General features: G+C 67.8%; 24 protein-coding genes. 20 read left to right on the forward strand and 4 right to left on the reverse strand.

Going from position 1 to position 23,953, the window contains the following annotated elements; genetic code table 11:
- Positions 1-64: 64 nt before the first annotated feature.
- A complete protein-coding gene (locus tag FB547_RS04395) occupies positions 65-1,093 on the reverse strand; it encodes an AraC family transcriptional regulator (protein ID WP_145739939.1) in 1,029 nt (342 codons plus the stop codon).
- A 143-nt stretch (positions 1,094-1,236) separates the two neighbouring features.
- Between FB547_RS04395 and FB547_RS04400 the strand changes: the two genes are divergently transcribed.
- The 7 genes from FB547_RS04400 to FB547_RS04430 all read left to right on the forward strand — a co-directional run bounded on the left by FB547_RS04400 (position 1,237) and on the right by FB547_RS04430 (position 10,469).
- Positions 1,237-2,409, forward strand: a complete 1,173-nt coding sequence (locus FB547_RS04400) for an isovaleryl-CoA dehydrogenase (protein WP_145739941.1) — start codon at positions 1,237-1,239, stop codon at positions 2,407-2,409.
- A gap of 144 nt (positions 2,410-2,553) precedes the next feature.
- Positions 2,554-4,236, forward strand: coding sequence for an AMP-binding protein (locus FB547_RS04405; RefSeq protein ID WP_145739942.1), 1,683 nt, complete (start codon positions 2,554-2,556; stop codon positions 4,234-4,236).
- Entirely contained in the window at positions 4,233-5,855 is a 1,623-nt protein-coding gene (locus FB547_RS04410; protein ID WP_145739944.1) for a carboxyl transferase domain-containing protein, read from the forward strand. The genes FB547_RS04405 and FB547_RS04410 overlap by 4 nt, the downstream gene beginning before the upstream one ends.
- Positions 5,856-5,996: 141 nt before the next feature.
- The gene (locus FB547_RS04415) at positions 5,997-6,785 is read left to right on the forward strand and encodes an enoyl-CoA hydratase/isomerase family protein (RefSeq protein ID WP_145739945.1); all 789 of its coding nucleotides are present in this window, start codon (positions 5,997-5,999) and stop codon (positions 6,783-6,785) included.
- A gap of 10 nt (positions 6,786-6,795) precedes the next feature.
- Positions 6,796-7,467: a DUF4126 domain-containing protein gene (locus FB547_RS04420; RefSeq protein ID WP_145739947.1), complete on the forward strand. Its 672-nt coding sequence runs from the start codon at positions 6,796-6,798 to the stop codon at positions 7,465-7,467.
- Entirely contained in the window at positions 7,460-9,463 is a 2,004-nt protein-coding gene (locus FB547_RS04425) for an acetyl/propionyl/methylcrotonyl-CoA carboxylase subunit alpha (protein ID WP_145739948.1), read from the forward strand. Before FB547_RS04420 ends, FB547_RS04425 begins: the two co-directional genes overlap by 8 nt.
- Before the next feature lie 58 nt (positions 9,464-9,521).
- Positions 9,522-10,469, forward strand: a complete 948-nt coding sequence (locus tag FB547_RS04430) for a DUF4349 domain-containing protein (RefSeq protein ID WP_145739950.1) — start codon at positions 9,522-9,524, stop codon at positions 10,467-10,469.
- A 12-nt stretch (positions 10,470-10,481) separates the two neighbouring features.
- On the opposite strand, the gene FB547_RS04435 is transcribed toward FB547_RS04430, so the two are convergent.
- The gene (locus tag FB547_RS04435) at positions 10,482-10,796 is read right to left on the reverse strand and encodes an EthD family reductase (RefSeq protein WP_145739952.1); all 315 of its coding nucleotides are present in this window, start codon (positions 10,794-10,796) and stop codon (positions 10,482-10,484) included.
- 117 nt (positions 10,797-10,913) lie between these two features.
- On the opposite strand from FB547_RS04435, the gene FB547_RS04440 reads away from it, so the two are divergent.
- From FB547_RS04440 to FB547_RS33260, 13 genes are all read left to right on the forward strand, one after another.
- Complete coding sequence (locus FB547_RS04440) at positions 10,914-11,834, forward strand: 2-hydroxyacid dehydrogenase (protein WP_145739953.1); 921 nt, start codon at positions 10,914-10,916, stop codon at positions 11,832-11,834.
- A gap of 94 nt (positions 11,835-11,928) precedes the next feature.
- Positions 11,929-12,666 (forward strand): IclR family transcriptional regulator, encoded by a 738-nt coding sequence (locus FB547_RS04445; RefSeq protein ID WP_145739955.1) that lies wholly within the window; start codon positions 11,929-11,931, stop codon positions 12,664-12,666.
- A gap of 9 nt (positions 12,667-12,675) precedes the next feature.
- A complete protein-coding gene (locus tag FB547_RS04450; RefSeq protein WP_145739956.1) occupies positions 12,676-13,059 on the forward strand; it encodes a cupin domain-containing protein in 384 nt (127 codons plus the stop codon).
- A 26-nt stretch (positions 13,060-13,085) separates the two neighbouring features.
- Entirely contained in the window at positions 13,086-14,096 is a 1,011-nt protein-coding gene (locus tag FB547_RS04455) for a Bug family tripartite tricarboxylate transporter substrate binding protein (RefSeq protein ID WP_145739958.1), read from the forward strand.
- Between the two features lie 130 nt (positions 14,097-14,226).
- Positions 14,227-15,453, forward strand: a complete 1,227-nt coding sequence (locus tag FB547_RS04460) for a CaiB/BaiF CoA transferase family protein (RefSeq protein WP_145739960.1) — start codon at positions 14,227-14,229, stop codon at positions 15,451-15,453.
- Positions 15,450-16,619 carry an acyl-CoA dehydrogenase family protein gene (locus FB547_RS04465; RefSeq protein ID WP_145739961.1) on the forward strand — a complete coding sequence of 390 codons (1,170 nt, stop codon included), beginning with the start codon at positions 15,450-15,452 and terminating at the stop codon, positions 16,617-16,619. The genes FB547_RS04460 and FB547_RS04465 overlap by 4 nt, the downstream gene beginning before the upstream one ends.
- A gap of 13 nt (positions 16,620-16,632) precedes the next feature.
- Positions 16,633-16,926: an acylphosphatase gene (locus tag FB547_RS04470; RefSeq protein ID WP_145739963.1), complete on the forward strand. Its 294-nt coding sequence runs from the start codon at positions 16,633-16,635 to the stop codon at positions 16,924-16,926.
- 139 nt (positions 16,927-17,065) lie between these two features.
- Entirely contained in the window at positions 17,066-17,986 is a 921-nt protein-coding gene (locus tag FB547_RS04475) for a hydroxymethylglutaryl-CoA lyase (RefSeq protein ID WP_145739964.1), read from the forward strand.
- A gap of 30 nt (positions 17,987-18,016) precedes the next feature.
- Positions 18,017-18,505, forward strand: a complete 489-nt coding sequence (locus FB547_RS04480) for a YbaK/EbsC family protein (protein WP_145739966.1) — start codon at positions 18,017-18,019, stop codon at positions 18,503-18,505.
- A 1-nt stretch (position 18,506) separates the two neighbouring features.
- Positions 18,507-18,773: a DUF1289 domain-containing protein gene (locus FB547_RS04485; RefSeq protein ID WP_145739968.1), complete on the forward strand. Its 267-nt coding sequence runs from the start codon at positions 18,507-18,509 to the stop codon at positions 18,771-18,773.
- Positions 18,770-19,414 carry a 2-hydroxychromene-2-carboxylate isomerase gene (locus tag FB547_RS04490; protein WP_145739970.1) on the forward strand — a complete coding sequence of 215 codons (645 nt, stop codon included), beginning with the start codon at positions 18,770-18,772 and terminating at the stop codon, positions 19,412-19,414. Before FB547_RS04485 ends, FB547_RS04490 begins: the two co-directional genes overlap by 4 nt.
- Before the next feature lie 166 nt (positions 19,415-19,580).
- Positions 19,581-21,275, forward strand: coding sequence for an MFS transporter (locus FB547_RS04495; RefSeq protein WP_145739972.1), 1,695 nt, complete (start codon positions 19,581-19,583; stop codon positions 21,273-21,275).
- A 108-nt stretch (positions 21,276-21,383) separates the two neighbouring features.
- Entirely contained in the window at positions 21,384-21,530 is a 147-nt protein-coding gene (locus FB547_RS33260) for a hypothetical protein (RefSeq protein WP_186454106.1), read from the forward strand.
- Between the two features lie 18 nt (positions 21,531-21,548).
- On the opposite strand, the gene FB547_RS04500 is transcribed toward FB547_RS33260, so the two are convergent.
- Together FB547_RS04500 and FB547_RS04505 are read right to left on the reverse strand one after the other, a co-directional pair.
- The gene (locus FB547_RS04500; protein ID WP_145739973.1) at positions 21,549-22,664 is read right to left on the reverse strand and encodes an ABC transporter substrate-binding protein; all 1,116 of its coding nucleotides are present in this window, start codon (positions 22,662-22,664) and stop codon (positions 21,549-21,551) included.
- A gap of 136 nt (positions 22,665-22,800) precedes the next feature.
- A complete protein-coding gene (locus tag FB547_RS04505) occupies positions 22,801-23,907 on the reverse strand; it encodes an ABC transporter substrate-binding protein (RefSeq protein ID WP_145739975.1) in 1,107 nt (368 codons plus the stop codon).
- Positions 23,908-23,953: the final 46 nt, after the last annotated feature.

The raw sequence follows: 23,953 nt of genomic DNA on the forward strand, positions 1-23,953 counted from the left end.
ACATTCGCGGAGGGGAGTACCCGGTGGCCTGTGCACGCGCCCTGAACAACAGCGCCCCGAACCGCTACAACCCCCGCAGCCGAAAGTCCCGCGGCGCATGCCCGGTCCACTGCAGGAACGCACGCGAAAAGCTCTTCTCGTTGCGAAAGCCCACCGCCAGTGCCACCTGCTTGATCGGCCGGTTGGTGCGGCGCAGCTGCTCCACCGCCATCTCGTGGCGCACTTCGTTCTTCAGCGCCTGCAGCGAGGTGCCTTCCTCGTGCAGCTGCCGGTGCAGCGTGCGGCCTGACACATTGAGCAGCGTGGCCAGCGCCTCCGCCGTCGTGGCCTCGGCGGCGCGCGAACGCAGCAGCTCGCGCACGCGCTGGCCCAGCAGGCGGTCGCGCCGGTACTGCAGCACCGTGAGCGGCAGCGCCCGCTTGAGCATGGTGCGCAGCGCACGCTCGTCGCGCTGCAGCGGCAGCGCGAGATAGCGCTCGTCGAAGCTGATGCTCGCCTCGGGCGCATCGAAGCGCACCTCGGGCGTGAACATCAGCGGATAGGCATCGCGGTGCGGCGGCGCGGCAAAGGGAAAGGTCGCGTCCCGCAGCGAGATGCGCGAATCGATGGCCCAGCAGACGTACCCGTGCAAGAAGCGCAGGCTCGTCACCAGGCAGAACTCGCGGAACGCCTCGTCCAGCGGGCGGTGCTCGGCGATGCGCAGCGTGGCCACGCCGCCCGACACCTCCAGCGCCAGCGTGATGTCCTCGGTCAGCAGGCGGTGATGGCGGCACCAGCGCTTGATGGCCACGCCCAGGTCGGGCGAGGTCAGCGAGGCGCGGCACAGCATGCCGTAGCTGCCCCAAGGCAGCCGCCGCGAGAACCAGCCGAGCGCCTCGTCGTCGAGCTCCTGCATCGCATGGCCCGACAGCGCCTCGAACTGCGCAGCCGTCACCCGCGCGCCCGGCCGGGCCAGCTCGCGCGGCGTGATCTGTGCCGCTTGCAGCGCCGCGGACGGATCGATGCCATAGCGCTCGTAGCCCTGCACGATGGCTCTCACGAAGGCCATCGGCGTGACGGCGCGGGCGGGTCGGAGGAAGGACGGGGACGACATGGTCAGGTGGTTCCAGCGTGGCGCAATTTGCAACCATTGTGGCGCCAATTGCGGCGCGGCGAGGCGTAAGCTGCATTCTTCCAAGCGCCCATCCGCGTGGGACAGCCTGCCTGCGCGCCGACCCTTCAGAGGAGACAACACACATGCACGATCCCGGCCTGAACTTCGACCTGGGCGACACCATCGACTCGCTGCGCAGCGCGATCCAGGACTTTGCCGCGAACGAGATCGCCCCGCGCGCCGCCGACATCGACCGCGACAACCTGTTCCCGCACGACCTGTGGCGCAAGCTCGGCGAGCTCGGCCTGCACGGCATGACGGTGAAGGAAGAATTCGGCGGCACCGAGCTGGGCTACCTGGCGCACATCGTGGCCATGGAAGAGGTGTCGCGCGCCTCGGCCTCGGTCGGCCTCTCGTACGGCGCGCACTCCAACCTGTGCGTGAACCAGATCCACCGCAACGGCAGCGACGCGCAGAAGAAGAAATACCTGCCCAGGCTGGTGAGCGGCGAGCATGTGGGCGCGCTGGCCATGAGCGAGCCCAACGCCGGCTCCGACGTCGTGAGCATGAAGCTCAAGGCCGAGAAGAAGAACGGCTACTACGTGCTCAACGGCGGCAAGATGTGGATCACCAACGGCGGCGACGCCGACACGCTCGTGATCTACGCCAAGACCGAACCCGAGATGGGTGCGCGCGGCATGACGGCCTTCATCGTCGAAAAGGGCTTCAAGGGCTTCTCGGCCGGCACCAAGCTCGACAAGCTCGGCATGCGCGGCTCCAACACCTATCCGCTGTTCTTCGACAACTGCGAAGTGCCCGAAGAGAACGTGCTCGGCGGTGAAGGCATGGGCGCCAAGGTGCTGATGAGCGGCCTCGACTATGAGCGCGCGGTGCTCTCGGGCGGGCCGCTGGGCATCATGGCCGCCTGCATGGACGCGGTGCTGCCCTTCATCCACGAGCGCAAGCAGTTCGGCCAGAGCATCGGCGAGTTCCAGCTGATGCAGGGCAAGCTCGCGGACATGTACTCGACCTGGCAAGCCACGCGCGCTTACGTGTACGCCGTGGGCAAGGCCTGCGACCGCAACGACCATGCGCGCACCTTCCGCAAGGACGCGGCCGGCGCCATTCTCTATTCGGCCGAGAAGGCCACGTGGATGGCCGGCGAGGCGATCCAGGCGCTGGGCGGCGTGGGCTACACGAAAGACTTTCCGGTCGAGCGGCTGTGGCGCGATGCCAAGCTGTACGAGATCGGGGCCGGCACCAGCGAGATCCGACGCATGCTGATCGGGCGCGAGCTGTTTTCGGAAACGGCCTAGATTGTTTTTCTCCCTCCCCTTCCGGGGGAGGGCAGGGGTGGGGGCAAGCGGCGTTCGATGAAGCAGGTCGCCGAACAAGCGCCGTCCGCCCCCATCCCAACCTTCCCCCGGAAGGGAAAGGAGCCAGACAAGGAGACAAGGAACATGAACATGACTGCTTCGTTGACTGAAAGCTACAGCAAGGGCGCCACCAACGTCCCCCTCATCGAGCAAACCATCGGCGATTTCTTCGACGGCATGGCCGCGAAGCAGCCCGACCGCGAGGCGCTCGTCAGCCGCCACGAAGGCAAGCGCTTCACCTACCGCGAGCTCCAGGCCGAGTCCAACAAGCTGGCCAGCGCATTGCTCAAGCTGGGGCTCGCACCCGGCGACCGCGTGGGCATCTGGTCGCACAACAACGCGCCCTGGGTGCTGATGCAGATAGCGACCGCGAAGGCCGGGCTGATCCTCGTCAACATCAACCCGGCCTACCGCACCTCCGAACTCGAATACGCGCTCAACAAGGTCGGCTGCAAGGCGCTGGTGACGATGGCGAAGTTCAAGACCAGCGACTACCTGGGCATGCTGCGCGAACTCGGGCCGAAGCGCCTGCCGCAGCTGCGCCACACCTTCTGGATCGACGGCAAGGCCGCGGCTGATGTGCAGGAGCCCGGCATGCAGCGCTTCAGCGAGCTGCTCGCGAGCGGCGACGCGGCCGACCCGCGCGTGGCACAGGTGCAGAAGACGCTCAAGGCCACCGACCCGATCAACATCCAGTTCACGAGCGGCACCACGGGCTTTCCGAAGGGCGCGACGCTCACGCACCGCAACATCCTCAACAACGGCTTCTTCATCGGCGAATGCATGAAGCTCACGCCGGCCGACAGGCTGTGCATCCCGGTGCCGCTCTACCACTGCTTCGGCATGGTGCTCGGCAACCTGGCCTGCCTCACGCACGGCTCGGCCATCGTGTATCCGAACGACGGCTTCGATCCGCTCACGGTGCTCGAGACCGTGCAGGCCGAGAAGTGCACGGGCCTGCACGGCGTGCCCACGATGTTCATCGCCGAGCTCGACCATCCGCGCTTCAAGGAGTTCGACCTGTCCACGCTGCGCACCGGCATCATGGCCGGTTCGCCGTGCCCGACCGAGGTGATGAAGCGCGTGGTGAATGAAATGCATCTCAGCGAAATCACCATCGCCTACGGCATGACCGAGACGAGCCCCGTGAGCTGCCAGAGCAGCACCGACACGCCGCTCGACAAGCGCGTGTCCACCGTGGGCACGGTGCAGCCGCACCTGGAGATCAAGATCATCGACCCCGAGACCGGCGCCATCGTGCCGCGCGGCAGCTCCGGCGAGTTCTGCACGCGCGGCTACTCGGTGATGCACGGCTACTGGGAAGACGAGCCGAAGACCCGCGAGGCGATCGATGCCGAGCACTGGATGCACACCGGCGACCTGGCCACCATGGACGCCGAGGGCTACGTCAACATCGTCGGCCGCATCAAGGACCTCGTGATCCGCGGCGGCGAGAACATCTACCCGCGCGAGATCGAGGAATTCTTGTACCGCCACCCCAAGGTGCAGGACGTGCAGGTGGTCGGCCTGCCCGACAGGAAGTACGGCGAGGAGCTCTGCGCCTGGATCATCGTCAAGCCCGGCCAGGCCGCGACCGAGGACGAGATCCGCGACTTCTGCAAGGGCCAGATTGCGCACTACAAGGTGCCGAAGTACATCCGCTTCGTCGCCGAGTTCCCGATGACGGTGACCGGCAAGATCCAGAAATTCAAGATCCGCGAAGCGATGGCCGAGCAGCTCGGCCTCGAACAAGAAAAGACAGCATGAGCAAGATCGAAACCAAACTCAACGCGCGTTCCGCAGACTTCCAGGCCAATGCCGCAGCGATGCGCGCGCTGGTCGACGACCTGCACAAGCAGTTCGCGAAAGTGGAGCAGGGCGGCGGCGAGGCCGCGCGCGCCAAGCACACGGCGCGCGGCAAGCTGCTGCCGCGCGACCGCGTGGCCGAGCTGCTCGACCCGGGCACGCCCTTCCTCGAGATCGCGCCGCTCGCTGCGCATGCGATGTACCTCGATGCCAAGGGTGCGGAGTCCGCACCCGGCGCGGGCCTCATCGCGGGCATCGGCCGCGTGAACGGCGTCGACTGCATGATCGTGTGCAACGACGCAACCGTGAAGGGCGGCACCTACTACCCGATGACGGTCAAGAAGCACCTGCGCGCGCAGGAGATCGCCGAGCAGAACCGCCTGCCCTGCATCTACCTGGTCGACTCGGGCGGCGCCAACCTGCCGAACCAGGACGAGGTGTTCCCCGACCGCGACCATTTCGGCCGCATCTTCTACAACCAGGCCAACATGAGCGCCCAGGGTATTGCGCAGATCGCGGTGGTCATGGGCTCGTGCACGGCGGGCGGCGCCTACGTGCCGGCGATGAGCGACGAGTCGATCATCGTGAAGAACCAGGGCACCATCTTCCTGGGTGGTCCGCCGCTCGTGAAGGCCGCGACGGGCGAGGTCGTCACGGCCGAGGACCTGGGCGGCGGCGACGTGCACACGCGGCTCTCGGGCGTGGTCGACCACCTGGCGCAGAACGACCTGCATGCGCTCGCGCTCGCACGGTCGGCGGTGGCCAACCTCAACGCCAGGGCGGCCGATGCCCCGGCGAAGGCCGAGGTGCGCGAGCCCGCGTTCCCGCGCGAGGAGCTCTATGGCGTGATTCCCACCGACACGCGCAAGCCCTTCGACGTGCGCGAGATCATCGCGCGCATCGTCGACGGAAGCGAGTTCCACGAGTTCAAGGCCCGCTTCGGCGCCACCCTGGTCTGCGGCTTTGCCGAGATCGAGGGCATGCCGGTCGGCATCATCGCCAACAACGGCATCCTGTTCAGCGAATCGGCGCAGAAGGGTGCGCACTTCATCGAGCTGTGCTGCCATCGCAAGACGCCGCTGGTGTTCCTGCAGAACATCACGGGCTTCATGGTGGGCCGCAAGTACGAGAACGAAGGCATCGCGCGCCATGGCGCCAAGATGGTGACGGCCGTGGCCACCGCCAACGTGCCCAAGTTCACGATCATCATCGGCGGCAGCTTCGGCGCCGGCAACTACGGCATGTGCGGCCGCGCGTACAGCCCGCGCTTTCTCTGGATGTGGCCCAACGCGCGCATCAGCGTGATGGGCGGCGAGCAGGCCGCGAGCGTGCTGGCCACGGTGAAGCGCGACGGCATCGAATTGAAGGGCGGCAGCTGGAGCAAGGAAGAGGAAGAGGCCTTCAAGGCGCCGATCCGCCAGCAGTACGAAGACCAGGGCCACCCGTACTACGCGACGGCGCGGCTGTGGGATGACGGGATCATCGATCCGGCGGACACGCGGCGGGTGCTGGCGCTCGGTCTTGCCGCTGCACGCAACGCGCCCATTCCAGAGCCGAAGTTCGGCATCTTCCGCATGTGATATGGCTCGCCCCCAGTCTTCGCGCACTTCGTGTCGCTTCGCCAACCCCCTACCGGGGGCAACACCAGCGGCCCGGCAAAGCCGGTTCCGCGGTGTTCCTGGAAAAAGACAACAGAGCACCTCATACAAAGTGGATCTGACATGACCTTCACCAAGCTGAACCTCGCCATCGACGGCGCGGTGGCGCGCATCTGGCTCGACCAGCCCGACGCGCGCAATGCCTTCGACGACGTGGTCATCGCCGAGCTCACGCAGGCCTTCGCCGATGCCGGCGCCGCGCCGCAGGTGAAGGCCATCGTGCTCGGCGCCAGCGGCCCGGCCTTCTGCGCGGGCGCGAATCTCAACTGGATGCGCCGCATGGCCGACTACACGCGCAGCGAGAACATCGCCGACGCGGGCAAGCTGGCCGCCATGCTGCGCACCATTGCCGAATGCCCCAAGCCCACCATCGCGCGCGTGCAGGGCGATGTGTATGCGGGCGGCATGGGGCTGGTCGCGGCCTGCGACATGGCGGTGAGCGTCGATACGGCGTGGTATTGCCTGAGCGAGGTCAAGATCGGCCTCGTGCCCGCGACCATCAGCCCGTACGTGCTGCGTGCCATGGGCACGCGCGCCTCGCAGCGCTACTTCCTCACGGCCGAGCGCTTCACGGCCGCCGAGGCGCACCGTATCGGCTTCGTGCATGAAGTGGTGGCGGCCGATGCGCTCGACGCCAAGGTCGACGAACTCCTGAAGGCGCTCGCCAGCGCCAGCCCGGCCGCGGTGCGCGCCTGCAAGCAGTTGATCGCCGACGTGGACGGACGCGAGATCGACGACGCGCTGATTGCCAAGACCGTCGAGGGCATCGCCGACATCCGCGCGAGCGACGAAGGCCGCGAAGGCGTGCAGGCCTTCCTGCAGAAGCGCAAGCCTTCCTGGCTGAACCGCTGAGCGCCAGGCGATGACTGCGCTCGACATGCCCCAGCTGCTCGCACTGGCCGCGGCCATCGGCTGGGCCAGCGGGGTGCGGCTGTACCTGGTCGTGCTGCTGACGGGGCTGGCCGGCTATTTCGGCTGGGTACCGCTGCCCAGCGGCTTGCAGCTGCTCGCGCATCCGGTGGTCATCGCGGCCAGCGGCTTCATGGTGTTCATCGAGTTCTTCGCCGACAAGATTCCGGGCCTCGACTCGCTGTGGGACGTGGTGCACACGGCCATCCGCATTCCGGCCGGCGCGGCGCTCGCGGCCAGCGTGTTCGGTGCCGACCATGGTGCGATGGCCGTCGTGGCCGCGCTCGTGGGCGGCGGTTTCGCGGCCACCGCGCATGCGGCCAAGGCCACGACGCGCGCGGCCATCAACACATCGCCCGAGCCGTTCTCGAACGTGGGCGCCTCGCTGGTCGAGGACAGCATGGTGCCCGCGGGCTTGTGGCTTGCCGTTGCGCACCCGCTGGTCTTCCTGCTGCTGTTCGTCTTCGTGCTGGTGCTCAGCGTGTGGCTCATCCGCAAGAGCTGGCGCTTTCTCAAGGCGCTGTTCGTCCGCGTGGCCCGCATCTTCAGCGGCCGGCCCGATCCGGGCGTCGCGCCTGCATTCCAACTGAAAAAGAATCCTCCGGGAGACACTCCGAATGTTTAAGAAGATCCTCATTGCCAACCGAGGCGAGATCGCTTGCCGTGTCGCGGCCACTGCTCGTCGCATGGCGATCCGCACCGTCGCCGTGTACTCCGATGCCGACGCGCATGCCAACCACGTGCGTGCCTGCGACGAGTCGGTGCACCTCGGCGGCAGCGCGCCCAAGGACAGCTACCTGCGCTGGGAAAAGATCCTCGAAGCCGCCAAGGCCACGGGCGCCGAAGCGGTGCACCCGGGCTACGGCTTCCTGAGCGAGAACGAGGAGTTCGCGCAGGCCTGCGCCGACGCGGGCCTGGTCTTCATCGGCCCGCCGCCATCGGCCATCAAGGCGATGGGCCTGAAGGCCGAATCGAAGCAGCTGATGGAGAAGGCCGGCGTGCCGCTGGTGCCGGGCTACCACGGCCACGACCAGAACCCGCAGCTGCTGCAGCGCGAGGCCGACCGTATCGGCTACCCGGTGCTCATCAAGGCCAGCGCGGGCGGCGGCGGCAAGGGCATGCGCGCGGTCGACCGGGCCGAAGACTTTGCCGCGGCGCTCGCCTCATGCCAGCGCGAGGCGATCAACAGCTTCGGCGACGACGCGGTGCTGATCGAGAAATACGTGCAGCGCCCGCGCCACATCGAGATCCAGGTGTTCGGCGACACGCACGGCAACTACGTCTACCTGTTCGAGCGCGACTGCTCGGTGCAGCGGCGCCACCAGAAGGTGCTCGAGGAAGCGCCCGCGCCCGGCATGACCGACGCGATGCGCAAGCAGATGGGCGAGGCGGCGGTGGCTGCGGCGCGCGCGGTGAACTACGTCGGTGCCGGCACGGTCGAGTTCATCGTCGAGCAGCGCGAAGGCGGAGAGATGAATTTTTTCTTCATGGAGATGAACACGCGTCTCCAGGTGGAGCATCCCGTGACCGAAGCCATCACGGGCCTCGATCTCGTCGAATGGCAGTTGCGCGTGGCCTCGGGCGAGACGCTGCCTGCGAAGCAGCAGGAGCTGCAGATCCACGGCCACGCGATCGAGGCGCGCATCTGTGCCGAGAATCCCGACAACAACTTCCTGCCTGCGACGGGCAGCTTGCGCGTCTACCGCAAGCCGCAGGCAACGGCGTTCCAGCGCAGCCGCGTGCGCATCGACGACGGCGTGCGCGAGGGCGGCGAGATCTCTCCGTTCTACGATTCGATGATCGCCAAGCTGATCGTGCACGGCAGCACGCGCGCCGAGGCGCTGGCGCGGCTCGATGCGGCGCTGGCGCAGGTGCAGATCGTGGGCGTGTCGACCAACGTGCAGTTCCTGCGCGGCATCCTTGCGACCGAATCGTTCTCGAAAGCGAACCTCGACACCGCGCTGATCGAGCGCGAGCGCGCCGTGCTATTCGATCGCGAAGCGCTGGGCCTGCCGCTGGCCGCGGCCGCCGCCATCACGCGCACGCTCATCACCGAGCGGCCGGCCGGGGCACCCGACCCGTTCGAGCGGCGCGACGGCTGGCGCTCGCACGGCGAATACCGGCGCCACTTCGACTTCGAGTTCCGCGGCACGGAGCACGCGGCTGTGCTCGCCTACAAACGCGACGGCAGCCTCTGGCTCGAAGCCGGCGGCGTGCAGGGCCCGCTGGTCGTGGGCCAGTTCCCGTCGGGCGAGTTCGAGGTCGAGTTCGCCGGCACGCGGCAGACCGTGGACGTGCATCTGGATGGCGCCACGGCCCATGTGTTCGCGTCGAAGGGCGCGACGAAGATCATGGCGATCGACCGCCTGGCCCATGCCGGCGACACCCATGCCGAAGCCGGCCGGCTTACCGCGCCGATGCCCGGCAAGGTCGTGTCCTTCGCGGTCAAGGCCGGCGACAAGGTCAGCCGCGGCCAGCCGCTCGCAGTGATGGAGGCCATGAAGATGGAGCACACCATCGCGGCGCCGGCCGACGGCACGGTGGAAGAACTGATGTTCTCGCCCGGCGAGCAGGTGGCCGAGGGCGACGAACTGTTGCGAATGGTTGCGGCGGCGGCCTAACCCCGTTTCGGGCGCTCGCCCGTATCAGCTGCGGTAGCCATTTCTTCAAGGGACTTTCATGACCTGCCGCAAGCACCTGCGTTCGCATTTTTCTTCTTCTACTTTCGCTCACCGCCCGGGCGTTTTCCTGCTGGTTCTGGCCGCCGCCCTGTCGCTCGGGGGCTGCAAGAGAAGCGACAACGAGACCTCGGCCGCCGCCGAGCCTGCAATGGCCTACGGTGGATCGATGGGGATGAAGAGCGCGCGGCTTGAAGCTGCGGCCCCGCCGGCGCCGGTGGCCGCCACCGCTTCCGATCGGGCCCCGGACGCGCCGCTGCAGCGCTTTCTCGCGGTGCGGCAGGACCTGAACGTCGAAGTCCCGCCCGAGCATCTGGCCGATGCCTGGGGCAAGGTGCGCGACCTGTGCGGCACGCTGCAGTGCGAACTGCTGTCGTCCACGCTGCAGCGCGAGACCCCGCAGCAGCCCGGCAGCGCGATGCTCGAAATGCGCGTGGCGCCGGCCGATGTCGACAGGCTGCTGGGCGGCCTGGCCGGCGTGGCCAGGGTGGTGTCGCAAAACACCACCAGCGAAGACAAGACCGCCGAGGTGATCGACGTCGAGGCGCGCATCAGGAACCGCGTCGAGTTCCGCGACAGCCTGCGCCTGATGCTGCGCGACACGGCCACCAAGCGCACCATGGCCGACCTGCTCGCCATCCAGCGCACGCTGTCCGACACGCAGGCCGAGCTCGATGCCATTGCCACCCAGCGCAAGGTGCTGGAGCAGCAGACCAGCAAGCAGCACGTCCAGATCCAGTTCACGCCGGCGCGCATGCTGGTGCAGGGCGGGCGCAGCTACAACCCCATGATGCGCGCGCTGCGCGAGGCGGGCTCGGTGCTGGCCGAGAGCGTGGGCACGCTCATCACCTTCCTGGCGGCGGTGCTCCCTTGGCTGCTGCTCGTTGGCTTGCCGCTGGCGTGGCTGCTGCGGCTGCTGTGGCGCCGTCGCCGGATCAAGGCGGCTTGAGCAGTCGGGCGGTCAGCCCACCACCACTTCGCTGATCTGCATCACCGGCGCGATGTCGGTGTAGTTCTTGATGTCGCCCAGGATCTCCTTGGCATGCGGGCCGAAGGCCGCCTGGAAGGCCTCGGCCGAATCGCAGAACACGTGGCACATGCCGACATAGGCCGGCGGTGCGCCGGGTGCGCCGCCCGCCAGTCCCTTGTCGATGGTGTACGACCTGCAGGCATCGCCCATGCGCGCCTTCAACAGCGGCATGTGCTTGTCGCGGTAGTAGGCGTGGTCGAACCGTGCGCCTTCGGTGTAGGGGTACATCACGCTGACTTTGATCATGCTGGGGTCTCCGGGTGTGTCGATGTTCTGGATGGTCGCGCACGAGCATAGAAGAAGGCACCTGGCGGGACAAGCCGCCGATCGGATCGATGGGCCGGGGCCTCTAAGATCCGGCGCATGAAAATCATCGTTTCCCTGACCGACAACCGCCCCGAACCGTGGATCGAAGGCCTCCGGGCCGAACTGCCCGATGCGCAGATCGAGGCCTGGAAGCCGGGCGTCGCCCAGGCCGACCATGCGGTGGTGTGGGCGCCGCCCCAGCAACTGCTCGACGAGCAGCCCGGGCTGCGCGGCCTGTTCAACATCGGCGCGGGCGTCGATGCGCTGCTCAAGCTGCGCGTGCCGGCGCACACGCGCATCGTGCGGCTCGACGATGCCGGCATGTCGGTGCAGATGGCCGAATACGTGTGCCACACGCTGATCCGGCACTTCCGCGAGTTCGACGTGTACGAAGCCGATGCGCGCGAAGGCCGCTGGAGCTACCGCAAGCCGAAGCTGCGGCGCGACTTTCCGGTCGGCATCATGGGGCTGGGCGTGCTTGGCGAGCGGGTCGCGAAAGCCGTGGCGCAGTTCGAGTTTCCGGTGCTGGGCTGGAGCCGTTCGCCCAAGGCGATCGACGGCGTGAAGGTGTTCAGCGGCGAAGCGCAGTTCGACGAGTTCCTGTCGTCCACGCGCGTGCTGGTCAACCTGCTGCCGCTGACCGAGGCCACGCGCGGCATCCTCAACCGCCACACCCTCGGCAGGCTGCGGCCGGGCGGCTATCTCATCAGCATCGCGCGCGGCGCCCACCTGGTGGAAGACGACCTGATCCCGATGCTCGATGCGGGCCAGCTGGCCGGTGCCACGCTCGACGTGTTCCAGGTCGAGCCGCTGCCCGCCGGCCATGCCTTCTGGCGCCACCCGAAGATCACCGTCACGCCGCACGGCTCGGCGCGCACGCTGCGCGAGGAATCCATCGCCCAGATCGCCGGAAAGATCCGCGCGATGGAACAGGGCCTGCCGGTCAGCGGCGTGGTCGATCCGGTCCGGGGCTACTGACGACGGCATGCGTTACCGGCGATGACGCTGAAAGGAGGCGCAGCCAGGGGCAAACCCTGAGGCTTTTGTTTTTCACATACGCGAAAATTTCTTCATGGTTGTGAAAACTGCTTTTCGCGTGATCGAGATCGTCGAGCTCTTTGCCCGGGAGAAGCAGCCGCTGGCGCTGTCCGAAATGGCGCGGCTGCTCGAGATGCCGGTGTCCAGCTGCCTCGGGCTGATCCGCACGCTGGAAGAGCAGGGCTACATGTATGAGACCGGCCGCCGCCAGGGCTACTACCCGACCGGCCGGCTGCTCGCGATGGCGCAGGTCATCGCGGCCCACGACCCGGTGCTCGACCGCGTGCGGCCCGCGCTCGAAGAGCTGCGCGACGGTGCGCGCGAAACCGTGCTGTTCGGCAAGTTCCGCGACCCGAGCACGGTCGTCTATCTGGAAGTGCTGAGTGCGCCGCAGAGCATTCGCTATTCCGCCGAGTCGGGCGAAACCCGCCCGGCCTATGCCAATTCGATGGGCCGCGCGCTGCTCTCCACGCTTGCGCCCGAGGCGCGCCGCAAGCTGCTGGCAGCCACTCCGTTGGCAGCGCTGACCGACGCCACGCTGACCACACCCGATGCCATCGAGCAGGAGCTCGAACGCTCGCCCGCGCGCGGCTGGTACGGCAACCTGGGCGAGAGCATCCCCGATCTCGTCGGCCTCGCATGGCCGCTGCGCATCGGGGGCGAGGCCTACGCGATCTCGGTGGCGGGCCCGCGCTACCGGCTGGAGCCGCGCATCGACGAGGTGGCCGCCATGCTGCGCTCCGCCTGCCTGGCCATCGAACACAAAGGCTGAATGAAAACAATGACTGCACCACGCTACTTCGTCCGCGAGAGCGAGATCGCCGACTACCACCCGGCCAACCACACCGGCACCCTGAACAAGCGCCTGATCGGCCCCGAGACTGTGGGCGCGAAGCAGCTGGAGGTGCTGGTCGGCCACATCCAGAAGGGCAAGGGCGCGCTGCCGCATGCGCACCCGGGCATCGAGCAGGTCTGCTACATGCTCGAAGGCCGCGCGGTCGCCGAGGTGGGCGGCCAGCGGCAGGAGCTGCACCCCGGTGACAGCTGCTTTTTCCCGGCCGACGCGATGCACACCTTCACGGTGGTGAGCGACGAGCCGGTGCGCGTGCTGGTCATCTACAGCCCGCCGTACGAGGAATCGCCGGAGCGCGTGATCCGGCCCTGAACGACAACCACCCGGAGACAAGAACCATGCAGACGAAGAACGCGACAACCACGGTCGCGGTGGCAAGCCGCCGCCGTTTCATTTCCATCGGCGCCGCCGCGGGCCTGGCCGGCGCGGCGCCCTGGGCCTTTGCGCAGGAGGGCTACCCGAAGCAGCCGATCAAGCTGATCGTGCCCTTCGCGGCCGGCAGCGGCACCGATGCGGTGGCGCGCATCACGGGGCAGATGCTGGGCGAGGCGCTGAAGGCCTCGGTCATCGTGGACAACCGCGCGGGCGCCAACGGCGTGATCGCCGCCGAGTTCGTGGCCAAGGCGCCGCCCGACGGCTACACGCTCTTCATGACCACCAACACCACGCACTCGGCCAACCCGAGCCTGATGAAGTCGCTGCCCTACGACCCGGTGAAGGACTTCGCGCCCGTGAGTCGCATGGGCAACCTGCCGTTCATGCTGGTGGTGAACAACGAGCTGCCGGTGAAGAGCGTGGCCGAGCTGCTGGCCTGGGGCCGCGCGCATCCGGGCAAGCTGACCTATGCGAGCGGCAACAGCACCGGCATCGTGAGTGGTGCCACGCTCTCGCGCATGAGCGGCGTGCCGATGCTGCACGTGCCCTACAAGAGCACGCCGCCCGCGATTGCCGACCTGATCGGCGGGCAGGTGTCGATGATGGTGGTCGACCTCGCCGCGGGGCTCGCCACGGTGAAGGCCGGCAAGATGCGCGCGATCGCGGTCACCACGCAGGAGCGCACCAAGCTGTTTCCCGAACTGCCGCCGCTGGCCGATACGCCAGAGCTCAAGGGCTTCGACATCACCTCGTGGAACGGCGTGTTCGCGCCGGCCGGCACGCCGCGCGACGTGGTGCTGAAGCTCAACAAGGTGCTGTCGGAAATGGCGAACGGCGCGGCCTTCCGCGAGCGGGTGGCGAAGCTGGGCTTCGATGCCTTCGGCAGCACGCCGGAGGAGCTGGGGGCGTTCACGGTGGCGGAGCTGGCGAAGTGGAAGAAGCTGATCCAGGCGGCCGGCATTCAACCGGAATGAGCATGCAGTCGAGTCTGAATTTCTCCCTCCCCTTCCGGGGGAGGGCAGGGGTGGGGGCTCGCAGCGCCGCCATCGCGCGCCCTGCCTGCCCCCATCCCAGCCTTCCCCCGGAAGGGGAAGGAGCAGAGACATGAGCACCGCTGGACCACTCCAGGGCATCCGCATCCTCGACCTCACGGCCGTGGTGATGGGCCCCTACGCCACGCAGACGCTCGGCGACCTCGGCGCCGACATCGTCAAGGTCGAGCCGCCCGCCGGCGACAACCTGCGCGCCGTCGGCCCGATGCGCCATGCCGGCATGGGCGCGATGGCGATGCACCTCAACCGCAACAAGCGCTCGATCGTGCTCGACCTCAAGCAGCCCGAGGGACGCGAGGCCTGCCTGCGGCTCGCGGCTGGCTGCGATGCGCTGATCTACAACACGCGCCCGCAGGCGATGGCGCGGCTCGGGCTCGACTACGAAGCCGTGGCCGCGGTCAATCCGAAGATCGTCTACCTCGGCGCCTTCGGCTACGGCGAGGACGGCCCCTATGCCGGCAAACCCGCCTACGACGACCTGATCCAGGGGGCGGCCGGCGTGGCCTCGTTGTTCGCGCAGCAAAGCGGCGGCGCACCGCGCTACGCGCCCGTCACGCTGGCCGACCGCGCCGTGGGGCTGCAGGCCGCCATCGCGCTGCTCGCCGCCGTGCTGCACGCGCAGCGCACCGGCCGCGGCCAGGCGGTCGAGGTGCCGATGTTCGAGGCGCTCTCGCAGTTCGTGATGGGCGACCACCTCGGCGGCCACAGCTTCGAGCCGCCGCTCGGCCCCACCGGCTATGCGCGCCTGCTCGCGCCGCACCGCAAGCCCTACGCCACGGCCGACGGCTACCTGAGCGTGCTGATCTACAACGACAAGCACTGGCAGGCCTTCTTCGACCTGATCGGCCGGCCCGAACTGCGCGCTTCGCCGATGTTCGGCACGCACACGGCGCGCGCCGCGAACATCGGCGCGGTCTATGCGTTCGTGGCCGAAGTGATGGCCACGCGCAGCAGCGATGACTGGATGGCCGCATTGGAAGCGGCCGACATCCCGGTCGCGCAGCTGCACAGCACCGAGAGCCTGCTCGGCGACCCGCACCTGCGCGCGGTCGATTTCTTTCCCGAATTCGACCATCCGAGCGAAGGCCGCATCCGCACGCTCGCGCCGGTCGGCCGCTACAGCGCCACGCCCGCGGCCATCCGCCGCATGGCGCCGCGCATCGGCGAGCACAGCGTCGAGCTGCTGCGCGAAGCGGGTTACGGCGATGAAGCCATCGACCGCCTGCTCGCCCGCGGCATCACGCTGCAGCCGGCCCCACCCAAGGACAACGACGAATGAACTTCTCCCTCAACGAAGACCAGCGCTCGCTGGTGGCCGCCATCGAGCGGCTGTGCGAAGACTTCCCCGTCGACTACTGGCGCGACCACGACGACCGCGCCGCGTTCCCGCACGAGTTCCACCGCGCCGTGGCCGGCAGCGGCTGGCTCGGCATCGCGATGCCCGAGGCGCAGGGCGGCGCGGGCCTGGGCATCACCGAGGCGGCGCTGATGATGCGCGCCATCAGCGCATCGGGCGCGGGCATGTCGGGCGCATCGTCGGTGCACATGAACATCTTCGGGCTCAACCCGGTGGTGGTGTTCGGCAGCGAGGCACAGCGCCAGCGCTTCCTGCCGCCGCTGATCGCCGGCACCGAGAAGGCCTGCTTCGCGGTGACTGAGCCCGACGCGGGGCTCGACACGACGAGCCTCAAGACGCAGGCGGTGCGCCAGCCGAACGGCAGCTACCTGCTGCACGGCCGCAAGATCTGGATCTCGACCGCGCAGGTGGCCGACCGCATGCTGATCCTCACGCGCACCACGGCGCTCGGCCAGGTGAAGAAGCCCACGCAGGGCCTCACGCTGTTCTACACGCCGCTGGACCGCACCAAGGTCGAAGTGCGCGAGATCCACAAGCTGGGCCGCGCGGCGGTCGACTCGAACATGCTCTTCATCGACGGCCTCGAAGTGCCGGAGGAAGACCGCATCGGCGAGGAAGGACGCGGCTTCGAATACATCCTGCACGGGCTCAACCCCGAGCGCATATTGATTGCGGCCGAGGCCATCGGCATCGGCCGCGCCGCGCTGCGCATCGCCTCGCAGTACGCGCAGGAGCGCGTCGTGTTCGGCCGGCCGATCGGCCAGAACCAGGGCGTGGCGCACCCGCTCGCACGCGCCTGGGCCAACCTCGAGGCGGCCGACCTGATGGTGTTCAAGGCCGCCACGCTGTACGACGCGGGCGAGCCCTGCGGCATCGAGGCCAACGCCGCCAAGTACCTGGCGGCCGAGGCGGCGCACGACGCCTGCCAGAACGCGGTTCTCACGCTGGGCGGTATGGGCTATGCGAAGGAATACCATGTCGAGCGGCTGCTGCGCGAGAGCTACATTCCGCGCATTGCGCCGGTCAGTCCGCAGATGATCCTGAACTTCATCGCGGAAAAGGCGCTCGGCCTGCCCAAGTCGTACTGATGCTGCCCATGCCATGAATCCATCCGCCGTCACCCGCCATCTCGTCGTCCGCGGCCTGGTGCAGGGCGTGGGCTATCGCTGGTCGATGGTGCAGGCCGCGCGGCGCCTGGGCGTGCGCGGCTGGGTGCGCAACCGCCGCGACGGCAGCGTGGAGGCGCTGGCCTGCGGCCCGGCCGCTGCGGTCGATGCGCTGGTCGCGTGGGCCCGCAGCGGGCCGGACGGCGCGCGGGTGGATGCGCTGGAAGCGGTGGAGGCGCCCGCGCCCGCCGAGCCGCCATCGGATTTCGTGCAGCGCGAAACGGCGTGAACCGCGGCGCTGGCACGATCTGCAACGCCGCTGGCAGGCATTGCAACCCCTGCGGCAGGCACCGCCGAGCACGCCGGAGCCAGACGGCCGACAATTGACGGACGCTTTTTCCTTTCCCCAGCGAACCCAGAGACATCCCATGAAACTCCCCGCCAAGGTCCAGATCGTCGACGTCGGTCCGCGCGACGGACTGCAGAACGAGAAGCAACCGGTCTCCGCCGAAATCAAGATCGGCCTCGTGCACCGCCTGCAGGACGCCGGCCTGAAGGAGATCGAGGTCACCAGCTTCGTGAGCCCCAAGTGGGTGCCGCAGATGGCCGACGCTGCCTCCGTGATGCACGGCATAAAGCGCAAGCCCGGCGTGCGCTATTCGGTGCTCACGCCCAACATGAAGGGCTTCGAGGCCGCCATTGCCGCGCCGCGCGAGGAATGGCCCGACGAGATCGTGGTCTTCGGCGCCGCGAGCGAGGCCTTCAGCCAGAAGAACATCAACTGCTCCATTGCCGAGAGCATCGAGCGCTTCGCACCCGTGGTGGCCGCGGCGCGCGACAAGGGCATCGCGGTGCGCGGCGCCATGTCGTGCACCGTGGGCTGCCCGTACGAAGGCGAGATCGCGCCCGAGCGCGTGGGCATGCTGGCGAAGCTGATGAAGGACATCGGCGTGCAGCGCGTGGACGTGGCCGACACCATCGGCGTGGGCACGCCGCGCAAGGTGAAGGCCGCCATCGAGGCCACGCTGGCGCACTTCGACGTGGACCACGTCTCGGGCCACTTCCACGACACCTACGGCCAGGCGCTGGTCAACACGCTGGCCTCGCTGGAGCTGGGGGTCTGGAATTTCCAGTCGTCCTCCGCCGGGCTGGGCGGCTGCCCCTACGCCAAGGGCGCGACCGGCAACGTCGCCACCGAAGACGTGGTCTACATGCTGCACGGCATGGGCATCGAGACCGGCATCGACCTGGACAGGCTGATCGACGCGGGCGTCTACATCAGCGAGGCGCTGGGGCGCGAGCCGAATTCGCGCGCCTCCAAGGCGATCCGTACCAAGAGGGCGGGATGATGAGCGTCGACACAAAGCGGGAGGCATCTGATGTGCGGCGCTGAACTTCATTCACTGCCCGAAGGCGTGCAGCGCGTTTCCCGTGTGCTGCAGGACGCGGGCCACCCCCATTCGCCGCGCATGCTCGACGACGCCTGCCGCACCGCGCAGCAGGCGGCCGACGCGCTCGGCATCGGGGTCGGGCAGATCGCCAAGAGCATCGTCTTCCGGCGCAAGAGCGACGACGCGGCAGTGCTGGTCATCACCTCGGGCGACAAGCGCGTCGACGAGAAGAAGGTCGATGTGCTGGTCGGCAAGACCGGCCGCGCCGATGCGGAGTTCGTGAAGGCGCGCACCGGCTTCACGATCGGCGGCGTGTCGCCCGTGGCGCATGCCACGCCGCCGGTGGTGCTGATCGACCGCGAGCTGTTCCGCTTCGAGGAGATCTGGGCCGCGGCGGGCCATCCGCATGCGGTGTTCCAACTGCGCCCGCAAGACCTCGAGAAGCTCACCGGCGCGCCGGTGGCCGACGTGGTGTGATGTGAATTTCGACACCGCGCAAACGCTGGCCGAACGCGCCGCCGCCGTGCAGCGCTCGGCCGAAGATGCGCCGTCGCCCTGCACCTCGGTCTGCCGCATGGACCGCCTGAGCGGCTTCTGCGAAGGGTGCCTGCGCACCATCCCCGAGATCGCCGGCTGGAGCAAGATGGATGACGACGCGCGGCGCAGCGTATGGCGCGCGATAGAGTTGCGGGCACGGGCCGGCATCTGGCGCATCCCGGAGCCATCAGGAGACAACCACGCATGAAGCACATCGACTTCTACCTCGACTTCATCTCGCCCTACGCGCACCTTGCGTTCGAGCACCTGCCCCAGGCGCTCGAGGGCCTGAGCTGCAGCGTGGCCTACAAGCCGGTGCTGCTGGGCGCGATCCTCAAGCACCACGGCCAGCTCGGCCCGGCCGAGATTCCCGCCAAGCGCAGCTGGACCTACCGTCACGTGCTCTGGCTCGGCCATGCGAACGGCATCCCGATCGAGATGCCGGCCTCGCATCCGTACAACCCGCTGCCGCACCTGCGGCTCGCGCTGTCGACCTCGGACGACGGCAGCATCAGCCGCCTCGTGGCCGAAACCATCTTGCGCAACGTGTGGCGCGGCGGCGAGGAAGCCGGCGATGCCACGCGGCTGGCCGCGCTGGCAGCACAGCTGGAACCGAAGCGCGACGTGAACGGCGACGAGAACAAGGCGCTGCTCAAGCGCAACACCGACGAGGCCCTGCAGGCCGGCGTGTTCGGCACGCCGAGCTGCGTGGTCGACGGCCGCCTGTTCTGGGGCTTCGACGGCCTCGCGATGCTGCGCGCCTACCTGGCCGGCGACGCCTGGTTCGACGGCCCGCAATGGGCGGCGGCCGACCAGCGGCCCTCCTTGCTGCGAAGCAGCAAAAGCTGAGCAGAAGGCCGATTTCTTACAAGCTGAAACGGACCCCGCGGGTTTCACCTTAATCCGTAAGCGTCGGTTCAGTTTCGCGAAAGGCTCGGGTCAGTCGCGCCTCCAAGAATGCTTCACGGTCCCGAATGCCGGGGCCGACCGAACGCATACACAGGAGACGACGCAAATGGCAGCAACACTGGATTCAAGGGGGGTGCCGCATCCGGCCCCCCGGCCCATGTCCTCGGAGGAAAAGAAGGTCATCTTCGCTTCCTCCCTTGGCACGGTGTTCGAGTGGTACGACTTCTACCTCTACGGCTCGCTCGCCGCGATCATCGCGAAGCAGTTCTTCAGCGGCCTCGATGCGGGCGCGGCCTTCATCTTCGCGCTGCTGGCGTTTGCCGCGGGCTTCCTGGTGCGGCCGTTCGGCGCCATCGTGTTCGGCCGGCTCGGCGACATGATCGGGCGCAAGTACACCTTCCTGGTCACGATCCTGATCATGGGCCTGTCGACCTTCATCGTCGGCCTGTTGCCCAGCTACGCCACCATCGGCGTCGCGGCGCCGGTGATCCTGATCGCACTGCGCATGCTGCAGGGCCTCGCGCTCGGCGGCGAGTACGGCGGTGCCGCCACCTACGTGGCCGAGCACTCGCCGCACGGCAAGCGCGGCGCCTACACCTCGTGGATCCAGACCACCGCCACGCTCGGGTTGTTCCTGAGCCTGCTGGTGATCCTGGGCGTGCGCGAATGGCTCGGCGAAGCGGTGTTCAATGACTGGGGCTGGCGCATTCCGTTCCTGGTGTCGATCCTGCTGCTCGGCATCTCGGTGTGGATCCGGCTGTCGCTGTCCGAGTCGCCGGCCTTCCAGAAGATGAAGGCCGAGGGCAAGACCTCGAAGGCGCCGCTGTCCGAATCCTTCGGCCAGTGGAAGAACCTCAAGATCGTGATCCTGGCGCTGGTCGGCCTTACGGCAGGCCAGGCGGTGGTCTGGTATTCGGGCCAGTTCTACGCGCTCTTCTTCCTGACGGCGCAGCTCAAGGTCGATGCGACCACGGCCAACCTGATGATCGCGGCCGCGCTTTTGATCGGCACGCCGTTCTTCGTGGTCTTCGGCACGCTGTCGGACAAGATCGGCCGCAAGCCGATCATCATGGCCGGCTGCCTGTTGGCCGTGGTCACCTACTTCCCGGTCTTCAAGATGCTGACCGAGGCCGCCAACCCCGACCTTGCCAGGGCGCAGGCCACCGCCGGCGTCACCGTCACGGCCGACCCCGCGACCTGCTCGTTCCAGGGCAATCCTGTGGCGCGCGAGATCGACTTCCGCAGCTCCTGCGACATCGCCAAGCGCTACCTCGTGCAGAACTCGGTGAGCTATGAGAACGTGGCCGGCGCGCCGGGTTCGAAGGCCATCGTGAAGATCGGCGACAAGACGGTCGAGGCGCCCGTGGGCAACGTCGTGAACCTCAAGTTCGACGAGACCTCCGCCAAGGAAATCGCCGCCTTCAAGAAGGGCGTGGCCGAAGACCTGAAGGTCGCGGGCTATCCGGCCAAGGCCGACCCCGCCAAGATCAACAAGCCGCTGACGGTTGCGCTGCTGTTCTGGCTGGTGCTGCTGGTGACCATGGTCTACGGCCCGATCGCCGCCATGCTGGTGGAACTGTTCCCCACCCGCATCCGCTACACCTCGATGAGCCTGCCGTACCACATCGGCAACGGCTGGTTCGGCGGCCTGCTGCCGACCACCGCCTTCGCCATCGTGGCGTCCACCGGCAACATGTACAACGGCCTGTGGTACCCGATCATCATCGCGGGCGTCACGCTGGTGGTGGGCACGTTGTTCATCCGCGAAACCAAGAACGTCGACATCTACGCGAACGACTGACGCACGTTCGGCACAGGAGGGCGGCGGGAGCCGGCCCTCCGTTCAACAAAAGGGCTTCATGCCGTCGGCATGAGGCCCTTTTCTTGAACCAATCAGGAGACAGAACCCATGTGGAAACTCGTTGTCGGCTTCGTCGTCTTTGCCGCCATTGCCCTGTACGTGATCTCGAAAGCCGGCGACAAGATCGACATGTCGGGCGAGAAGCACGGCGGCGACACGACGCACGAGCCTGCGCCCGCTGCCGCACCCAAGTAGGGCACCGACCGGCGGCGATCAGCGCTTGAAGCGGCCTTCGCTGACGATCGACAGGTCGACGTAGTCGATGCCCGTGTGATCGGTCGGCGAGTAGCTCACGTCGATGTTGCCGCCCAGGTCGTACTGGAAGCTGTTGAGCGTGGCGATCAGCCGGGCGCGCGTGGGCTTGGGGCCGGTGCGGCGCAGCGCCTCCACCATCACCTTGGTGGCGACGAAGCCTTCGAGCAGCGCGGGCGAGAGCTCGGTCTGTCCCTTGGCCTTGGCGAGTGCCAACGCTTCCTTGATCAGCGGATGGCCGAACGAGCGCTCATAGGGCAGCACCTGCGTGACGATCACGCCGGCGCTGGCCGAGCCCAGCTCCTTGATGAAGCCCGAGGCCGCATTGTTCGACAGCGTGATGATCTGTGCCGCCGAGCCCGCGGCGCGCAGCGCCTTCACGCCTTCGGTCACCGCGGTGCCCGAGCCGATCCACAGCACGGCCTGCGCATTGGCCTTGACCAGCTGCGGCACGATCGCCGAATAGTCGGGCTTGCTGCGGTCGGCCAGCGCGAGCACGGCCGGCGTGATCCCGGCCTTCTCGAAGCCCTTGCTCGCGCCTTCCATCGCGTCCTTGCCGAACGAGTCGTCGGCCTGCACCACGGCAATGCGCTGGATGCCCGTGGTGTGCAGGTGCTGCACCGCCTTTTCGGCCTCGCGCTGGTAGGTCGAGCGCACGTTGAAGATGTTCTTCTGCACCGGCTTGTGCAGCGCCATCGCGCCAGTGGAAGGGCCCACCAGGGCCACGCCGTATTTGTCGAGTAGCGGGATGACGGCCAGGGTATTGGGCGTGCCGCGGTTGAGCAGCAGCGCCAGCACCTTCTTGTCCTCGATCAGGATGCGCGTGTTCTCGACCGAGCGCTTCGCGTCCAGGCCGTCGTCCAGCCGGATCACCTCGACCTGCTCGCCGTTGATGCCGCCCTGGGCGTTGACCTGATCGATGACCAGCTGCGAGCCCATGATGGTCTCCTTCACGCTGGCGGCCACCGGGCCCGACAGGTCGGCCGACTGGCCGATCACGATCTGCGCCGACGCGCCGAGCGCGGACAGGGCGAAGAGCAGCGCAACAGCGCGGGACGTGGACAACATCTTCATCATCGAACAGGCCTTTGGGCGAAGCGGATGCTTCTGTCAGAAGATGTGTAATGTGTTGCCGCAAGTGACATTCACTCGCTCGTGGAAACCCTGTCAAACCATAGTTGACAGTGCCCTGGCGCTGCCGCCGGCGCCGTGCTCAGCGCTTGAAGCGGCCGTCGCTGATGATCGCGAGGTCGGCGAAATCGATGCCCGAATGGTCCTGCGGCGAGTAGCTGATCTCGAGCCCGCCGAGGTCGTAGCCGCGCAGGCTGTCGAGCGCCGCCAGCACCTTGGCCCGCGTCGGCTTGGGGCCGGCGCGGCGCAGCGCCTCGAGCAGCACCTTGGCCGAGGCAAAGCCCTCGAGCGCGGCCGGCGAGAGCTCGGCCTGGCCCTTGGCGCGCGCCAGTGCCAGCGCTTCCTTGACCATGGGGTAGCTGATGGAGCGCTCGTTCGGGAACACCTGGGTCACGATCACCCCCTTGCTCGCATCGCCCAGCTGCTTGATGAAGCCCGAGGAGGCGTTGTTCGACAGGGTGACCACCTGCGCGGCCGAGCCGGAGGCGCGCAGCGCCTTGATGCCCTCGACCACGGCAACGCCCGAGCCGATCCACAGCACCGCCTGCGCATTGGCGTCCCTGATGGCCGGCACGATGGCCTTGTAGTCGGGCTTTTCGCGGTCGGCCGGCACCGTCACGACGGGCTTGGCCTGCGCCTTGGCGAAGCCGGTCATGGCGCCCTCGAGCGCGTCCTGCCCGAAGGAATCGGTCACGTGGACCACGGCGATGCGCGCGATGCCGGTGGTGAGCAGGTGCTGGATCGCCTTCTCGGCTTCGCGCTGGTAGGTGGCGCGCACGTTGAACACGTGCTTCTGCACCGGCTTGTGCAGCACCATGGCGCCGGTCGAAGGGCCGATCAGGGCCACGTCGTGCTTGTCGAGCCAGGGGATGATGGCCTGCGAATGCGGCGTGCCGCGGCTCATGAAGAGCGCCGCCACCTTTTTCTCCTCGATCAGCACGCGGGCGTTCTCGCTGGCGCGCTTGACGTCGAAGCCGTCGTCCATGCGCAGCACCTCGATCTTCTCGCCGTGGATGCCGCCCTGGGCGTTGGCCGCGTCGATCAGCAGCTGGGCGCCGCCGATGGTTTCATTCACGCTGGCGGCCACCGAGCCGGTCATGCCCGCCGTCTGGCCGATCAGGATCTGGGCCGGCGCGGACGTCGCGGCCACGGCGAGCAGGGCGGCGCAAAGAACGTGCAGCTTGTTCATGGAATAACTTTCAAGTGCGGATGTGAACGTAAACGAAGGTGCTATT

It is taken from the genome of Variovorax beijingensis, from assembly GCF_007828835.1.
GTDB classification, from domain to species: domain Bacteria; phylum Pseudomonadota; class Gammaproteobacteria; order Burkholderiales; family Burkholderiaceae_C; genus Variovorax; species Variovorax beijingensis_A.

Bases quoted from the DNA above. Each gene is read 5' to 3' on its own strand.
- FB547_RS04395 (WP_145739939.1), bottom strand. From the start codon at position 1,093: ATGTCGTCCCCGTCCTTCCTCCGACCCGCCCGCGCCGTCACGCCGATG.
- FB547_RS04400 (WP_145739941.1), top strand. From the start codon at position 1,237: ATGCACGATCCCGGCCTGAACTTCGACCTGGGCGACACCATCGACTCG.
- FB547_RS04405 (WP_145739942.1), top strand. From the start codon at position 2,554: ATGAACATGACTGCTTCGTTGACTGAAAGCTACAGCAAGGGCGCCACC.
- FB547_RS04410 (WP_145739944.1), top strand. From the start codon at position 4,233: ATGAGCAAGATCGAAACCAAACTCAACGCGCGTTCCGCAGACTTCCAG.
- FB547_RS04415 (WP_145739945.1), top strand. From the start codon at position 5,997: ATGACCTTCACCAAGCTGAACCTCGCCATCGACGGCGCGGTGGCGCGC.
- FB547_RS04420 (WP_145739947.1), top strand. From the start codon at position 6,796: ATGACTGCGCTCGACATGCCCCAGCTGCTCGCACTGGCCGCGGCCATC.
- FB547_RS04425 (WP_145739948.1), top strand. From the start codon at position 7,460: ATGTTTAAGAAGATCCTCATTGCCAACCGAGGCGAGATCGCTTGCCGT.
- FB547_RS04430 (WP_145739950.1), top strand. From the start codon at position 9,522: ATGACCTGCCGCAAGCACCTGCGTTCGCATTTTTCTTCTTCTACTTTC.
- FB547_RS04435 (WP_145739952.1), bottom strand. From the start codon at position 10,796: ATGATCAAAGTCAGCGTGATGTACCCCTACACCGAAGGCGCACGGTTC.
- FB547_RS04440 (WP_145739953.1), top strand. From the start codon at position 10,914: ATGAAAATCATCGTTTCCCTGACCGACAACCGCCCCGAACCGTGGATC.
- FB547_RS04445 (WP_145739955.1), top strand. From the start codon at position 11,929: ATGGTTGTGAAAACTGCTTTTCGCGTGATCGAGATCGTCGAGCTCTTT.
- FB547_RS04450 (WP_145739956.1), top strand. From the start codon at position 12,676: ATGACTGCACCACGCTACTTCGTCCGCGAGAGCGAGATCGCCGACTAC.
- FB547_RS04455 (WP_145739958.1), top strand. From the start codon at position 13,086: ATGCAGACGAAGAACGCGACAACCACGGTCGCGGTGGCAAGCCGCCGC.
- FB547_RS04460 (WP_145739960.1), top strand. From the start codon at position 14,227: ATGAGCACCGCTGGACCACTCCAGGGCATCCGCATCCTCGACCTCACG.
- FB547_RS04465 (WP_145739961.1), top strand. From the start codon at position 15,450: ATGAACTTCTCCCTCAACGAAGACCAGCGCTCGCTGGTGGCCGCCATC.
- FB547_RS04470 (WP_145739963.1), top strand. From the start codon at position 16,633: ATGAATCCATCCGCCGTCACCCGCCATCTCGTCGTCCGCGGCCTGGTG.
- FB547_RS04475 (WP_145739964.1), top strand. From the start codon at position 17,066: ATGAAACTCCCCGCCAAGGTCCAGATCGTCGACGTCGGTCCGCGCGAC.
- FB547_RS04480 (WP_145739966.1), top strand. From the start codon at position 18,017: ATGTGCGGCGCTGAACTTCATTCACTGCCCGAAGGCGTGCAGCGCGTT.
- FB547_RS04490 (WP_145739970.1), top strand. From the start codon at position 18,770: ATGAAGCACATCGACTTCTACCTCGACTTCATCTCGCCCTACGCGCAC.
- FB547_RS04495 (WP_145739972.1), top strand. From the start codon at position 19,581: ATGGCAGCAACACTGGATTCAAGGGGGGTGCCGCATCCGGCCCCCCGG.
- FB547_RS33260 (WP_186454106.1), top strand. From the start codon at position 21,384: ATGTGGAAACTCGTTGTCGGCTTCGTCGTCTTTGCCGCCATTGCCCTG.
- FB547_RS04500 (WP_145739973.1), bottom strand. From the start codon at position 22,664: ATGATGAAGATGTTGTCCACGTCCCGCGCTGTTGCGCTGCTCTTCGCC.
- FB547_RS04505 (WP_145739975.1), bottom strand. From the start codon at position 23,907: ATGAACAAGCTGCACGTTCTTTGCGCCGCCCTGCTCGCCGTGGCCGCG.